The sequence below is a fragment of the Sphingomonas faeni genome, from assembly GCF_024273235.1.
Classification (GTDB): Bacteria; Pseudomonadota; Alphaproteobacteria; order Sphingomonadales; family Sphingomonadaceae; genus Sphingomonas; species Sphingomonas faeni_A.
The window spans coordinates 1-14,262 of sequence record NZ_JANBVH010000005.1; the positions used below are offsets into that span (position 1 = coordinate 1).

Consider the following 14,262-nt stretch of genomic DNA (forward strand, 5'->3'; position numbering starts at 1 on the left):
GGGAGAGGGAGCAGAATCAGCGCGGCAGTTCGATGATCGCGTCGAGGCCGCCTTCGGCTCGGTTGACCAGACGGATCTCCCCGCCGGCCTCGCGCACGATCGCCTGCGCCAGCGCCAGCCCCAGCCCGATCCCGCCCGTCTCGCGGTTGCGCGAACTCTCCAGACGCGTGAAGGCGTCGAACACGTCGCCCATCCGGTTCTCCGGAATGCCGGGGCCCTGGTCCGCCACGACGATCGCCACCGACTGCGCACCGGCCTCGACGCGCACCTCCGCCGACACGCCGTATTTCACCGCATTCTCGATCAGGTTGCGCACCGCGCGGCGCATCAGCGACGGGCGCAGGCGCATCCGCAACCGGTCCGCTTCGACGAAGCTCACCTCGCAGCCGAGATCGCGGAAATCCTCGACCACCGCGTCGACCAAAGCGGCCAGATCGACATCGGTCGGTGGCTCGCTCGGTCGGCCGAGCCGCGCAAGCGACAGGATGTCGTCGAGCGTCCGGTTCATCTCCGCCACGGTGTCGATCATCTTCGCGCGATCGGTATCGTCCTCGACCGACTCGATCCGCACCCGCAAAGCCGCCAACGGCGTACGGAGGTCGTGCCCGATCGCGCCGAGCATCCGGTCCTTCTCGTCGAGCATCCCCGTCACGCGCAGCCTGAGCGCATTGAACGCGGTGATCAGCGCGGCGACGTCGTCGGGGCCGCGTGCGGGGAGCGGCGGGCTCGGTTCGCCCGGCCGGAACCGCTCCGCCGCCTCGCGCAGATCGCGCAGCGGTCGCGACATTCGCCGGACGATCCACAGCACCGGCAACAGGACGACGATGTAGAGGATCGCGGTCTGGCTCAGCAATGCGACCAGCAACCGCCAGCCCGGCTGAGGCCAAGGCGCGGTGATCGTCAGCCAGCCGCGGCCGGGCTGTTCGACCGACATCAGCAACGTGGCGCCATCGCGGTTGCTACGGCGGACCCCGGCCCGGCGGCGGGTGTCGCGATCCCAGTCGGTTTCCGCCGTCGTCGGCGGCTGGAGCCCGGTATCGATCCGCCCGACCGTGACGCCCTGGTCCGCGAGTTGGCGGCGCAGCTCCGCGGCCACCTCGGGGTGACGCTCATACCCCGATGGCGGGATCGGATTGGCGGCAAGCCGGCGAACGCGACCGCGGTCTGCAACGAGGGGACGACCGCCATGCGCCTCCCGGTCGAGCGCATCGGCGATCCGCGTCGCGACCGGGCGGGTGGCTTGAGAAAGACGAAATTCGATCCGATCGCGCAGAACCAACCCGAAATTGATCGCCTGCGCGACGAACAGCGCGAGTGCGATCAGTAGCGCCATCTGGCCCGCGAGGCTTCGCGGCCACGGCCGGATCATCGGTAGGGGATCACAGGCGGGTCACTTCCGCGGCGAGCGTATAGCCGCCGCCCCACACCGTCTTGATCAACTCGGGCGTCTTGGCGTCCGCCTCGATCTTGCGGCGCAATCGGCTGACCTGGTTGTCGATCGCGCGATCGAACGCGGCCGCCTCGCGCCCCTGCGTCAGGTCGAGCAACTGGTCGCGGGTGAGCACCTGGCGCGGCCGGGTGACGAGCGCGAGCAGCAGGTTATACTCGCCGGTCGACAGCGGCACCGACACGCCCTCGCGGTCGACCAGCGCGCGCTCGCCCGATTTCAGCACCCAGCCGGCAAAGGCATAGGCGTTCGCCTCGGGCGCATGCTGGCGCGCTCCGCCCGCGGTCGCACGCCGCAGGATCACCTTCACCCGGGTCGCGAGTTCGCGCGGCGAGAACGGCTTCACGACGTAATCGTCGGCGCCCATCTCCAGCCCGATGATCCGGTCGGTCTCCTCGGTGCGGGCGGTCAGCAGGATCACCGGCACGTCGCTGGTCGCGGCGATGTGGCGGCACAGCGACAGCCCGTCCTCGCCCGGCATCATGATGTCGAGGATGACGAGATCGATCGCATACGCGGTCAGCCGCGTCCGCGCGCTCTCCGCATCGCCCGCCTGCGTGACGCGAAACCCCTGTTTGGTGAGGTACGCGGCCAACGGCTCGCGGATCGAGCGCTCGTCGTCGACGAGCAGCAAATGCGGCATATCTCCCATCGGGGCAGTGTCTAGCATGGCGGCTGTCCAGGGGAAGCACCGGGTCGCGGTGCTTCCCCCCTTTCCGGATTATCGAGCAGGGGCGGGCGGGGTGACGCCCTCGCGGCGTTCGCGCCGGTCGACGCGGCGCATCTCGGCGGCATTGGCGCGCTCGGTCGCATCGATCGTGCCGTCGCGGTTGGCGTCCATCCGGTCGAACCGCTTGAGCGCGCGGGCCTCGAACTCCTCGCGCGTCACGCTGCCGTCGCGGTTCGGGTCCATCCCGCGACCCATGCCGTCATGCTTGCGACCGCCCGGCGGGGGCACGGGCACGTCGCGACCGTTCGCCACCATCCGGTCGTGCATCGCGGTGCGATAGGCGCGCATCTCGCCGGCGCTGACGCGGCCATCGCGGTCGGTATCCATCTGCGCGAACCGGGCGTCGGCCTGCGCGATCGCCTCGGCGCGCGTGATGACGCCGTCGCGGTTCGCATCCTGCCGCATCGGCGGACGCGGGTTAGCGGGGCCAGGAGCGGGGGCAGGGGCGGTCTGCGCGCTGGCAGCGGACGTGATCGCGCTGGCGGCGAGCATCAGGGTGAGGACGGTCTTGCGCATGTCGGACTCCGGCTGTGTGGGACGAATTCCCACTGAATGACGCCGGTCTAAACCCCGGTTGTCGCAAGCGTCTGCCGCCGGGCCGCCAATGTGTCGCAAGATATGTCGGGCGCGCAGGGCCCCCCGCCGGCGTCAGGCGAAGATCGCGACGCTCTGCATCTGTTCGGCGACCGGCGTGCCGTCGGCGTTCCAGATCGCCATCCGCTGGCTCGAACTGCCCTCCCGCGTGTAATCGGTGGTCGCGCGCAGCAGCCACCAGCCGTCGCGAGTCACCGGCCGAGGCCCGAGGATGTTGAGCAGCCACGTCATCGAACTGAGCGGGGCGGGGCCGCCGAGCAGCTTCAACGCAGCGGGCGGCAGGCAATCGGCGAGCGCGACCAGTTCGACCATCGGATCGAGCCCGTCACGCTCGACCAGCCGGGCCCAGCGCAGCCACTCGGCGGGGCCGACGCTGTCGTCGCGGCGGTCGAGCAGGTCGAAATTGCGCGAGAACGCCACCGCGCTGTGGCCTCGGAAGGTCTGCGTGTCCGGTCCGGGCATCGGGAAGTCGGGCGCGCCGCCTGTCTGATGATCGACGCGCGATTCGATGGCGCCCATGAATACGAAGGTCGCGCGCAGGCCCAGCCCGGCCGCGCTCTCGACATCCGCCTGGACGAACGCCGCGTTTCGACCGCGCCGCAGCCGGCTCGCACGGATCGTGATGTCACCCGATAGTGGCCCGACGAACGACACCTGCGCCGATCGCAGCGGCGGCAGGTCGGTGTCGGATTTTTGCGCGGCATGGAGCGCGAGCGCCGCGGAGAATCCGCCATAGGCTGTGCGGCCCTGCGTCCAGTTCTCCGGCACGGTGCCGCGCCAGCCGTCCTCGGTCGGCTCCAGGGCGTCGATCGCCTGTTTGAGGGTGGTCATGGGTTTGGCTTTCTCGTCTGCGGGAAATTGCGCGCGTAGAATTCCGATTTCGCCTCCGTCGTCATCCTGACGAAAGTCAGGACCCAGAGCCAAGGATCGGAGCGCTTGTGGCCCTGGGTCCTGACTTTCGTCAGGATGACGGGACTGTCGAGGCGAGCCGGTCGCGGAGTTCGCGCTTCAGGACTTTGCCGATCGCGCTGCGGGGTAGTTCGTCGGCGGCGTGGAGCGCGGACAGTCGCTGCGTCTTGCCGAGCTGCGCGTTCGCCCACGCCAGGATCGAAGGCGCATCCTCGGTCGCGCCATCGCGCGGGACGTAGAAGCCGACCGGCGTTTCGCCCCAGGCGTCGGACGGCATTCCGATCACCGCGCAGTCCGCGACCGCGGGATGCTGCGCCAACACCGCCTCCAGGTCAGACGGATAGATGTTGAACCCGCCCGAGATGATCAGGTCCTTCTTCCGGTCCATCAGCGTGAGGAAGCCGTCCTCGTCGAACCGCCCGACGTCGCCGTGGCGGATGTAGCGATTGCCGTCCGCGTCATACCATTCGGCATCGCGCGTCGCCTCGGAGCGGCCGTGATAGCCGTTCATCATCGCCGGGCTGCGGCCGACGACTTCGCCCATCTCGCCCGACGCGACCTCGTTGCCGTCGTCGTCGATCAGGCGGATCTCGTGGCCGGGCATCGGCTGGCCGACGGTGTGGAGCTTGGTCGGATGCGCGGTGGCGTTCAGCGCGCAGCTCGCGCCGCCCTCGGTCATGCCGTAGAATTCGACCAGGACGCCCGGCCAGCGCGCGACCACGTCGGCCTTCAGCGCGGCGGAGAAGGGCGCGCTGGTGCTGGTCTTGAAGCGGAAGGCCGACAGGTCGAAATCGTCGAAATCGGGCAGCGCCATGATCCGCTGATACTGGACCGGGACCAGCATCGTGTGCGTGGCGCGGTACCGCTCGGCGAGTTCGAGATACGCACGTGCCTCGAACTTCTTCATCAGTACGACGGTACCGCCCCAGCCCAGCGTCGGCAGGAAGCTGACAAGGGTGGTGTTCGAGTAGAGCGGGGTGGCGATCATCGTCACGGCGGTGTCGAACCCGGCGGCAGTGTTGCGCGCGATATGCGCCCAGCGCATCGCGTGGCTCTGGACTATGCCCTTCGGCGTGCCGGTGGTGCCGGACGAGTAGATGATGTTGAACGGGTCTTCGGGGGCGATCGCGACGGGGGTTGGACCTGAGTCTTCCGGAGCGAGCCAGTCCGAGTAAGCTTGTTCCCCCGCGAAGGCGGGGGCCCAGTCTGGGCTCCCGCCTTCGCGGGAGAACAAGATGGCTCGGGCTGAAAGCGTTTGCCCCGCCAACGCCCGCGCATTCTCCGCGTCGAGGAACACCAACGGAGCGCCACTATCGGCGATCATCGCCGCGATCGCCGCCGGCGTGGCGGACGGCGCGATCGGCGTCGCCACGCACCCCGCGCGTACCGCACCAAGGAAAGCAGCCGCATAGTCCGTCGTCGGCGCCGCGACGATCGCCACCGCGGTCGCCGGTGCCACCCCGTCGCGCTGCAATGCCGCCGCGACCCGGTCCATCGTCGAATCGAGCGTCCGATAGTCGATACTGCTCTGCGCGTCGGCAACCGCAGGGCGATCCCCCCGTTCGAGCGCATGCGCATGGATCAGATCGGGCAGGGTGGCGAAGCCCGTGGCGAGCATGTCTGCGGCAGTCGTCATCCGCGCATCGCTAGGCGAACCCGTCCGGCAATGCCATACGGTATATTCGAAAACCGGAATCGAGGAGAGACGGATTTGCTGTTCTACGATAGCGCGCTGCCAGCGCCCAACCCGCGTCGCGTCCGCATCTTCCTCGCCGAAAAGCATGTCCGCGTGCCGATGGCGCAGATCTCGATCCCCAAGGCAGAGCACAAGTCGGCCTCGTTCCTGTCGGTCAACGCGCTGGGTCAGACGCCCGCGCTGGCGTTCGACGACGGCCGCGTGCTGACCGAGAGCGTCGCGATCTGCCGCTATTTCGAGGTGCTGCATCCCGAGCCGCCGCTGTTCGGCCACGGCGCGCACAACATCGCCGAGATCGACATGTGGACGCGGCGGATCGAGCTGCGGCTGATGACGCCGCTGTCGATGGTCTGGCTGCACACGCATCCCTGGACCGCGCGGATCGTCCAGCCGCAATATACCGAGTTCGGCGAGAGCCAGCGCCCGCGCGTGCTGGCGGCGATGACGGAGTTCGATCATGCGCTCGACGGCCGCGACTGGCTCGATGGCGAGCGCTATACGATCGTCGACATCGTCCTGCTGACGACGATCGACTTCGCGAAGTTCGTCGGCATCGCGGTGCCCGACGAACTGACGCACCTGAAGGCGTGGCACGCTCGCGCGTCGGCTCGCCCGAGTGCGCAGGCATGAGCGATGCCTTGCGAGGCGCGGTCGCGGTCGTGACGGGCGGCGGCACCGGGATCGGCGCGGCGGTGGTGCGGCGGCTGGCGGCGCGCGGTGTGTCGTGCGTCATCAATTACGCGACCAGCCGCGAGGAAGCCGAGGCCCTGGCGGTCGAAGTGGGGCAGGGCACGATCGCGGTGCAGGCGGACATCGTCGACGACGCCGCCTGCCGGGCGCTGGCCGAGGCGGCCACCGACGCGTTCGGGCGGATCGACTTCCTCGTCAACAATGCCGGCCGCACGAAGTTCGCCGCGCACGAGGATCTCGATGCGCTCGAGGCCGAGGACTTCCTCGATATCTACCGGCTGAACACGATCGCGCCGTTCCAGATGGTCCGCGCCTGCGCCCCGGCGTTGCGTGCGAGCCCGATGGGCGCGGTCGTCAACGTGGCGAGCGTCGCGGGCGTGTTCGGCATGGGATCATCGGTTGCCTATGCCGCATCGAAGGGCGCGCTGGTGACGATGACGAAGAGCCTGGCGCGTGTCCTGGCGCCGGAGATCCGGGTCAATGCCGTCGCGCCTGGGTATGTCGCGACGGGTTGGTACGAGAAGAAGCTGGGCGAGGAGGGGTTCGCGAAACTCAACGCCAAGGTCGCGGCGTCTGTGCCGATGGGTTTTGCGACCGGGCCCGACGACGTCGCGGGGCCGATCGAGATGCTGCTCGATCCGATGAGCCGGGCGATGACGGGCGAGGTGTTGCTGCTGGATGGCGGCGGGCATCTCGACGTCGCCCTGTCGCGGCGGCCGGGTCGGGACGGGTGAGGGGCGCGGACGTGAATTTGTAAGCGGCTGCAGAAGTTCAATCCTCCCCCGCCAGGGGGGGTGGCGCCGTAGGCGACGGAGGGGGAGGCCACGGAACGATAGTTCGTCGCTTCCGCCCCCTCCGTCTGGCAAGGGCCAGCCACCTCCCCCTGGCGGGGGAGGAGCGTAAGGTAAGGCTAATCTGGGTGAACCAGAGGCCGGTCGAGTATCGAGCGGTTCCGACCCCAAGCTTCCACCCCGGCGAAGGCCGGGGCCCAACTGGCGTGGCTTTAGCAATTACGCGCTTCCGCTGCTCAGCGACGTTCCCCAATTGGGCCCCGGCCTTCGCCGGGGTGGCGTGATCAGTTGGGCGGTGGGGTCATTTCAGACGATTGCCGAGCTGTAGAACATCCCCCTTACCGACCAGCAGCAGTCTGTCCGAACAGCGTCTTCTTCGCCTCGTCGGTCATCGGCGCGCTGGTGTCGTGCACCGCCTTGCCCTTCTCATATGCCGCGATCGTCGCGGGCCGGGCTGCGATCGATTCGAACCAGCGCTTCAAATTCGGGAAATCCTCCAGCCGCTGGCCCTGGATTTCGTACGGCACGATCCACGGATACGCCGCCATGTCGGCGATCGAATATTCGCCTGCGATAAAGTCGCGCCCTGCGAGCCGGCGGTCGAGCACGCCGTACAGCCGGTTGGTCTCCTTCACGTAGCGATCGATCGCGTACGGAATTTTCTCCGGGGCATACCGATTGAAGTGATGATTCTGCCCGAGCATCGGCCCGAGACCGCCCATCTGCCACATCAGCCATTGGTTTACCGCGGTCCGCCCGCGCAGGTCGCCGCCGCCGAACCGTCCGGTCTTCTCCGCCAGATACAGAAGGATCGCACCCGATTCGAAGATCGAGACGGGTTCGCCGCCATCGGCCGGGGTATGATCGACGATCGCCGGCATCCGGTTGTTGGGCGCGATCTTCAGGAAATCGGGCGCGAATTGTTCGCCCGCACCGATGTTTACCGGCTTGATCGTGTACTCGAGCCCCGCTTCTTCGAGAAACAGCGTGATCTTGTGGCCGTTGGGCGTGGGCCAGTAAAACAGGTCGATCATCGGGGTGCTCCGTCGATTGTGTCGTCGTGCAGATGGGGCAGGGCACCGCGTGCAACAAGCGCAACACGGTGGTCGGAATCGCCAAGAATGCGGCGGCGGGCAAAAGTCGCTTTGCAACGCCGCGAATCTATGCGAGGGAGCCGCATACCCGGTATTCAGATTGCCCGGGTGCTCCGCTCCATCGACGATGCGGAGACGAGCCCGGCCACGACGTTGGAGAGGGGATAAGGCGGAAGAGCGACCCGAACGAGGACGCATCTTCCGCCGTCCTTCTCGCGAACCGCCGGCCACACCCCGAAACCCGCAAGACCTCGCTCCCTCGCGACAAATCCGCCCGACATCGTCATGCCCTCGGCTCGTCGCAGATATGCGGGAATTGCAGCTTTAGCTTGTCTGGTACGGTCGCCATGCCCTAGCGTAAGGTCTGTTTCGACTTCGAGGTATTGCCGATGGCCGTCGCGTATCAGTCCCATCCCGAGATCGCCGATGCGTTGGCGATGAAGCGACGGGGCCTGACGCTCGCGCTGCTGACCTTCACCTATTTCTTCAGTTACATGGACCGTCAGATCCTCGCGATCCTGCTCGAGCGGATCAAGGCGGACTTGCTCCTGACCGATACGCAGCTCGGGTTGCTGTCCGGACTGGTGTTCGCGATCTTCTATGCGACGCTCGGTATTCCGGTCGCGCGGCTGGCGGATCGGACCAGCCGCCGCAACATCATCGCCGCCAGCCTGACGATCTGGAGCGCGATGACCGCGCTGTGCGGGCTCGCGCAGAATTTCACGCAGTTGATGCTGTTCCGGATCGGCGTCGGCATCGGCGAGGCGGGGTCGAGCCCGCCCAGCCATTCGATCATCGCCGATCTCTATCCGCCCGAGAAGCGCGCCAGCGCGATGGCGGTGTATTCGCTCGGCGTGGTGCTCGGTGCGGGCTTCGGCACGCTGATCGGCGGCGTGGTCGCGCACTCGTACGGCTGGCGGATCGCGATGATGACGGTCGGCCTGCCGGGAATCGCGCTCGCGGTGCTCGTGCGCCTGTTCATGGTCGAGCCTCGCCGTGGCCTGTCCGATGCCGCCCGCGCGACCGAGGTGAAGCCGATGCCGAGCGTCGCGCAAGGCTTCGCATCGATGTGGGCGAGCGCGCCGGCGCGGCATCTGGTGGTTGGCGTCACGCTCACCTCGATGATCGGCTATGCGCTGACCGGCTGGGGGCCGAGCTACATGCAGCGCTCGCTTGGCGTGTCGATGCTCGATATCTCGCGCTATGTCGCGTTGCCGGGGGCATTGTTCGGCGCGGTCTCGGCGCTTGCTGGCGGCAAGATCGCGGACGTGCTCGCGAAGCGCCACGGGCTGCATGTCCAGGCCTGGGTCGTGCTGGGGATGAAGGGGCTATCGCTGCCGTTCGCGCTGGCCTTCTACCTGATCGACGCGCCGGCGATCGCGATCGGGAGCTATTTCGTCTCGCTGATCTTCGCCAATTCGTATCTCGGGCCGAGCTTCGCGCTGATCCAGCATCTCGCGCCGTTGCAGATCCGCGCGATGTGGGCGGCGATCACGTTGCTGGTGATCAACCTGGTCGGGCTCGGGCTCGGGCCGACGCTGGTGGGGTGGCTGAGCGATCTGTTGAAGCCGGGCTTTGGCGAGGATTCGCTGCGGTATGCGCTGGTGATCATCGTGCTGATGACGCCGTGGGCGCTGTTCCATTACTGGCGCGCGGGGGTTCTGCTGAAGCGGGCGGAGGATGCGGCGCTCTGATAGCCCCCGCTACGGCCGTCATCCCCGCGCAGGCGGGGATCCAGACGCTCGGACGACAATGTCGCCGCACCGTCAGCCGGTAGGGTTTCCCGCCTCCGCGGGAATGACGAAGGGGGGGGCGATGATCGGTTTTTCATCGTGGAGGCCCGTCAGGGTGCGCCGGTCGGCACCCCTTCCAGCATCCAAGCGAGCGCCGTCGCCCGGTCGTCGAACACCGCCATGTCGTCGCGCACCGACGCGATCCGTTTGACCTGTAACCGCGCGAGCTTGCCGTCGGTATACAGCGCCACCTTGCGCGACTTCAGCGGCATAGACACCGCGACGCGTTGCAGCATCGCGATCACCTCCTGCGGCTGGATCGCGGACTTCGAGAAATTGCAGAGCAGCATGTGGCGCTTGCCCGTCGCCAGCACGCGCCGTCCCTCGCGCTCCAGATCGCGCAGGAAGTCCTCGACATGCTCGATGGTCCAGAAGCCGGACGCGTCGACCTCGATAATCCCCGTCGCCAGATCGGTCGTGATGGTGTGCATGCCGCCTCCGTGGAGGCGCTGGGATCAGCCGTCAGCGGTTAACGCGGCGTAACCAAACCGTTCCGGCTGCGAACGTCGACCAGTCCGGGCAGAACGGTCAGGCCTTCGCCATCCGATCGTCGAACAGGCCGTACATCAGCGTCGAGGCATACATCGCGATCGCCCGTTCGCGCGGCATCGTCGACGCCCATTTCCGCATGTCGAACGCCGCGTTCTGGAGCGCCATCAGCGCCTGCGCCGCGATCAGTGCATCGACCGCGCGGATCGAGCCTTCGCCGATGCCGTCCATCATCATGCCGGCGTAGCGCCGCGCGATGCCGTTCGAGCGATCGACCATGGCGTTGCGCACGCCGACCGGCAGGCCGCTCAGCGCCGTGGTGCGCAGCAGCGGCCCACGCTCGGCGAACTGCACGTCGAGCAAGGTCGCGACGGTGCTCGACAGCTTGTGCCAGTAGCTCCCGCCCTCGGCCTCGCCGCGGCTCTGCGCATCGGCGATCGTGTCGAAGCTGCGACGATAGCAGGCGATGACGAGATCGTCCTTCGCATCGAGATGGTGGTAGAAGCTGCCCTTGGTGACGTTCAGCTCGGACGCGATCTTCTGCACCGACGCGCCGCGATAGCCGAGCTCGTTGATCAGGCGCGTAGCGGCCAGCAGGAACGCCTCGCGCCCCGGCTCCGCCTCGTCGTGGCTCAGATCTAGAAGGGTGGGGGACCAGCGCGCATCCTTGCCGGCGATGCCGTGCGCGAACACGTCCATCAGCCGTTCCTCGACGCGACCATATTGATCGGGCTCGTACCGGGTCAGCCAGATCGGCAGCCAGAACGTGTTCTCCAGCAGCACGTGCGCGCGTGCGCCGTTGAGATCGGTCTGCGCACGCGAGGAGGTCGGCCCCCACAACAGGCGCGTCCGGCGGAACACTTCACGCCAGCCCGCCATCAGCCGGCCACGCATCGGCTCCTCGGTCGCGCGCAGATCGGAGAGGACCGCGAACGCCTTCTCCTCGCCGCGCTGGATGCGGGCGAGCCGATCCATGTTGAGCGCGAGATAGCGTCGTACGCGCTCCTCCGGCGTCGCTTCCTCCATCGCGATGTCGAGCATCGCGATCAGCGATTCGAGCGTGTTCTCGAACGCGGCGGCGGCAAGGTCTTCCTTGCGCTTGAAATAATAGGTAACGCTGGTCGTATTGAGCCCGACGCGCCGCGCCACGTCCGCGAACGTCATGCCCTTGGCACTCTGTTCGTTGATCGCTTCTGCCGCCGCGGCGAGGATCGCGTCACGCTTCGCACGGAAGCGCTTGGTCCCCTGTTCGCTCTCGTCGCTGGCCTCTGCCGGAACCTTCATCGAAACACCCTAACAGCTTCGATTTGAAGATACAGTGCTTTTTAGGCGCTTTCAGGGCGGACTTGAAAACATGCTTTGCGGGGCTCTTCACACGCTTTACCGAATGTGCGGTATGGTCTAACCAGCCTCCAAAGCGACGACGAACGGAGAGCCCGCATGGATTTTACGCTGAGCGAACGAGAGACGTATTTCCGGGATCGGGTCCGCGATTTCATCGACCAGAATATCCGCCCGCGTCAGGCCGATTATGACCAGCAGGCGCATGAGGGCGAGCGCTGGAAGGTGATTCCGGTGATCGAGGAGATGAAGGAGAAGGCCAAGGCCGCGGGCCTCTGGAATTTCTTCATGCCACCGCATTCGGGCCAGACCCATGTCGATGATTCGTTCGAGTTCGAAGGCACCCAGCTCACCAATCTCGAATATGCGTTATGCGCGGAGGAGATGGGGAAGATCAGCTGGGCGAGCGAGTGCTTCAACTGTTCCGCGCCCGATACCGGCAACATGGAGGTATTCCACCGCTATGGCACGCGCGAGCAGAAGGACCGGTGGCTCGGGCCGCTGATGCGCGGCGAGATTCGTTCGGCGTTCCTGATGACCGAGCCAGCGGTGGCGTCGTCGGATGCGACCAACATCGAGACGTCGATGGTGCGTGATGGTGATCACTACGTCATCAACGGCACCAAATGGTGGTCGTCGGGCGTCGGCGATCCGCGCTGCAAGATCGCCATCGTCATGGGCAAGACGTCGTTCGAGGGCTCGCGGCACCAGCAGCAGAGCCAGATCCTCGTACCGATGGACACGCCCGGCGTGACGATCAAGCGGATGCTGTCGGTGTATGGCTATGACCATGCGCCGCACGGGCATGGCGAGGTGGTGCTGGAGAATGTCCGCGTGCCGGTCGAGAACGTGCTGCTCGGCGAAGGGCGCGGGTTCGAGATCGCGCAGGGGCGGCTCGGGCCGGGGCGTATCCATCACTGCATGCGGACGATCGGCGTGGCCGAGACCGCGATCGAGGCGATGGCGCGGCGGCTGCTCGACCGCGTCGCGTTCGGCAAGCGGATCGCCGACTTCTCGGTGTGGGAAGAGCGGATCGCGACGGCGCGGATCGACATCGAGATGACTCGTTTGCTCTGCCTCAAGGCGGCGGACATGATGGACAAGGCGGGGAACAAGTCCGCGCAGATAGAGATCTCGATGATCAAGGTCGCCGCGCCGAACATGGCGCTGCGGATTTTGGACGATGCGATCCAGGCGCATGGCGGCGGGGGTGTATCGGGCGACTTCCGGCTCGCGCATGACTGGGCGGCGATGCGGACTCTCCGGTTCGCGGATGGGCCGGACGAGGTCCACAACCGCTCGATCGCACGCAACGAGTTCGGGAAATATGGGGACTTCCGAAAGGGTGGCGTGTCGAGCGGGGATGTCGGGGTGAGCCGGTAAACCCACTCCCCGTTCGTTCGCTCTGAGCGAAGTCGAAGGACGCCCCCCGCCCGTCATCCCAGCGAAAGCTGGGATCTCCCCATTCGGGTCGCAGCGCCCGCCAACCGGGATACCCCAGCTTTCGCTGGGGCGACGGATTTGGTGGGGGCGGACCTCGGAATGACGGGCTGGGTGGAGCGCCCTAACCACAAAGATACGAAAGGCAGACATGAAAGCCGCAGTCCTTTTCGAAGCCAACACCCCGCTCAGCATCGAGGACGTCACCGTCTCGAAGCCGACGGCCCATGAGGTCCTGATCCGCACGATGGCGGTCGGCGTGTGCCGGTCAGATTTGCATTTCGTCGACGGCGCCTATCCGCACGCGATGCCGACGATCCCGGGGCACGAGGCCTGCGGCGTGGTCGAGGCGGTCGGCAACGAAGTGCGCGGCGTGAAGGTCGGCGACCATGTCGTGACCTGTCTCTCGGCGTTCTGCGGCCAGTGCGAGTTCTGCGTCACCGGCCGGATGTCGCTGTGCATCGACGCCAGCGTGCGCCGTCCGAAGGGCGCCGCGCCGCGCCTCATGCTCGGCGACCGCCCGATCGCGCAGATGCTCAACCTCAGCGCCTATGCCGAGATGATGCTGGTCCACGAACACGCTTGCGTCGCGATCGACCGCGACATGCCGATGGACCGCGCGGCGTTGCTCGGCTGCGCGATCACGACCGGGGCGGGGGCGGTGTTCAACACTACGGATGTGACGCCGGGCGAGACGGTCTGCGTGGTCGGTTGTGGCGGCATCGGCCTTGCGGCGGTCAACGCGGCGAAGATCGCGGGCGCGGGGAAGATCATCGCGCTCGATCCGGTGCCTGAAAAGCGCGCAATGGCTGAGAAGCTCGGCGCAACGCATAGCATCGATGCGCTGTCCGATACCGCCGCCGATCAGGTTGTCGAAATCACCAAGGGCGGCGTCCACCATGCGATCGAAGCCGTTGGGCGGACGCAATCGGCGGCGACGGCGGTGAAGGTGTTGCGACGTGGCGGCACCGCGACGATCCTCGGGATGATGCCGCTCGGCGAGGAGGTCGGGCTGTCGGCGATGGACCTGCTGTCGGGCAAGCGGTTGCAGGGCGGCTTCATGGGGTCGAACCGCTTCCCGGTCGACATCCCGCGACTGGTCGACTTCTACATGCGGGGGCTGCTCGATCTCGACACGATTATCGCGGACCGGATGCCGCTGGAGCGGATCAACGATGCGTTCGACGAACTGCGGCGCGGGGACACGACCCGTAGCGTGATCACCTTCTCGTGACGAGCGACGCAGCC

Annotated in this window: 13 protein-coding genes; 5 read left to right on the plus strand and 8 right to left on the minus strand. The window is 66.9% G+C overall.

Annotated features, from left to right (window positions below):
• Nucleotides 1–16: 16 nt before the first annotated feature.
• The 5 genes from NLI89_RS03530 to NLI89_RS03550 all read right to left on the minus strand — a co-directional run bounded on the left by NLI89_RS03530 (nucleotide 17) and on the right by NLI89_RS03550 (nucleotide 5,316).
• A complete protein-coding gene (locus tag NLI89_RS03530; RefSeq protein ID WP_254685762.1) occupies nucleotides 17–1,369 on the minus strand; it encodes a sensor histidine kinase in 1,353 nt (450 codons plus the stop codon).
• A gap of 10 nt (nucleotides 1,370–1,379) precedes the next feature.
• Nucleotides 1,380–2,099, minus strand: coding sequence for a response regulator (locus tag NLI89_RS03535; protein WP_056411068.1), 720 nt, complete (start codon nucleotides 2,097–2,099; stop codon nucleotides 1,380–1,382).
• 69 nt (nucleotides 2,100–2,168) lie between these two features.
• On the minus strand, nucleotides 2,169–2,693 hold the full coding sequence (locus NLI89_RS03540) for an EF-hand domain-containing protein (protein ID WP_254685763.1): 525 nt from the start codon (nucleotides 2,691–2,693) through the stop codon (nucleotides 2,169–2,171).
• Between the two features lie 132 nt (nucleotides 2,694–2,825).
• Nucleotides 2,826–3,602, minus strand: a complete 777-nt coding sequence (locus tag NLI89_RS03545; RefSeq protein WP_254685764.1) for an acyl-CoA thioesterase — start codon at nucleotides 3,600–3,602, stop codon at nucleotides 2,826–2,828.
• A gap of 130 nt (nucleotides 3,603–3,732) precedes the next feature.
• On the minus strand, nucleotides 3,733–5,316 hold the full coding sequence (locus NLI89_RS03550) for a class I adenylate-forming enzyme family protein (RefSeq protein ID WP_254685765.1): 1,584 nt from the start codon (nucleotides 5,314–5,316) through the stop codon (nucleotides 3,733–3,735).
• 75 nt (nucleotides 5,317–5,391) lie between these two features.
• Here NLI89_RS03550 and NLI89_RS03555 point away from each other — a divergent pair, with 75 nt between their 5' ends.
• On the plus strand, nucleotides 5,392–6,006 hold the full coding sequence (locus tag NLI89_RS03555; RefSeq protein WP_254685766.1) for a glutathione S-transferase family protein: 615 nt from the start codon (nucleotides 5,392–5,394) through the stop codon (nucleotides 6,004–6,006).
• Nucleotides 6,003–6,800, plus strand: a complete 798-nt coding sequence (locus tag NLI89_RS03560; protein WP_254685767.1) for an SDR family NAD(P)-dependent oxidoreductase — start codon at nucleotides 6,003–6,005, stop codon at nucleotides 6,798–6,800. Before NLI89_RS03555 ends, NLI89_RS03560 begins: the two co-directional genes overlap by 4 nt.
• Nucleotides 6,801–7,195: 395 nt before the next feature.
• Here the strand turns inward: NLI89_RS03560 and NLI89_RS03565 are convergent, their stop codons facing one another.
• Nucleotides 7,196–7,891 (minus strand): glutathione binding-like protein, encoded by a 696-nt coding sequence (locus NLI89_RS03565; protein WP_254685768.1) that lies wholly within the window; start codon nucleotides 7,889–7,891, stop codon nucleotides 7,196–7,198.
• Between the two features lie 449 nt (nucleotides 7,892–8,340).
• Here NLI89_RS03565 and NLI89_RS03570 point away from each other — a divergent pair, with 449 nt between their 5' ends.
• A complete protein-coding gene (locus tag NLI89_RS03570) occupies nucleotides 8,341–9,645 on the plus strand; it encodes a spinster family MFS transporter (RefSeq protein WP_254685769.1) in 1,305 nt (434 codons plus the stop codon).
• 149 nt (nucleotides 9,646–9,794) lie between these two features.
• Here the strand turns inward: NLI89_RS03570 and NLI89_RS03575 are convergent, their stop codons facing one another.
• On the minus strand, nucleotides 9,795–10,175 hold the full coding sequence (locus tag NLI89_RS03575; RefSeq protein ID WP_254685770.1) for a hypothetical protein: 381 nt from the start codon (nucleotides 10,173–10,175) through the stop codon (nucleotides 9,795–9,797).
• A gap of 97 nt (nucleotides 10,176–10,272) precedes the next feature.
• A complete protein-coding gene (locus tag NLI89_RS03580) occupies nucleotides 10,273–11,517 on the minus strand; it encodes a TetR/AcrR family transcriptional regulator (protein ID WP_254685771.1) in 1,245 nt (414 codons plus the stop codon).
• Nucleotides 11,518–11,673: 156 nt separating this feature from the next.
• Between NLI89_RS03580 and NLI89_RS03585 the strand changes: the two genes are divergently transcribed.
• Nucleotides 11,674–12,957, plus strand: coding sequence for an acyl-CoA dehydrogenase family protein (locus tag NLI89_RS03585; protein WP_254685772.1), 1,284 nt, complete (start codon nucleotides 11,674–11,676; stop codon nucleotides 12,955–12,957).
• Nucleotides 12,958–13,165: 208 nt separating this feature from the next.
• Complete coding sequence (locus NLI89_RS03590; RefSeq protein ID WP_254685773.1) at nucleotides 13,166–14,248, plus strand: Zn-dependent alcohol dehydrogenase; 1,083 nt, start codon at nucleotides 13,166–13,168, stop codon at nucleotides 14,246–14,248.
• Nucleotides 14,249–14,262: the final 14 nt, after the last annotated feature.